The organism is Pseudomonas sp. LJDD11 (genome assembly GCF_024584215.1).
Classification (GTDB): domain Bacteria; phylum Pseudomonadota; class Gammaproteobacteria; order Pseudomonadales; family Pseudomonadaceae; genus Aquipseudomonas.
Genome location: NZ_JANJFL010000146.1, coordinates 1 through 526 on the forward strand (window position 1 = coordinate 1; position 526 = coordinate 526).

Annotated in this window: 1 protein-coding gene; it reads right to left on the bottom strand. The window is 53.2% G+C overall.

Annotation, left to right across the window (positions count from 1 at the left end):
* Window positions 1–526: ATP-dependent endonuclease (locus tag NRB16_RS29245; RefSeq protein WP_257107617.1), on the bottom strand; the 526-nt coding region annotated here is incomplete at both ends.

The following is a 526-nucleotide window of genomic DNA, read 5'->3' on the forward strand; positions in this document are numbered from 1 at the left end:
CGCTCTACACTGTAGGCTCCCGGATATGAGCTTATCATTGAGTAGTCGAGATCCATGGGGGCTGAGAAAAAGACTCCCCGTTTCTCGAGCTCTTGGAGTACATAGAGGCCACCACAGTGAGTTCCTTCCCCAATTGGTACGTTCACCACGTTCCATGCCGGGATCTGCCAATGGGTGGGTAGCTGTTTCGCTAGATTGTGAATTTTTAACTGAGTATTGACGTAATTGATCCGGCCCCACCCTCCTTGGTATCTGGAAACGTCCAAATCCAACAGCGTTAGATACGGAGTACCCAGGCCCTCCAGGAGCCGCCAGAAATGGTTCACATGGCGTCCTCCCAACGGAGCAATGGTGACAGCAGACTCGTCAACCGGTGCCCCCTTGGCCTTGAGGATTCGTGGGAGAACGATTTCCTCACTATCACCTTCCCCTAGAACAACTAAGCGAGAGAAATAGATCTCTGGAAACGCCTGGACGGCTTCCCTGACGAACTTCCTAGCGTCCCCGTCAGTCTCGGGCAACTGGA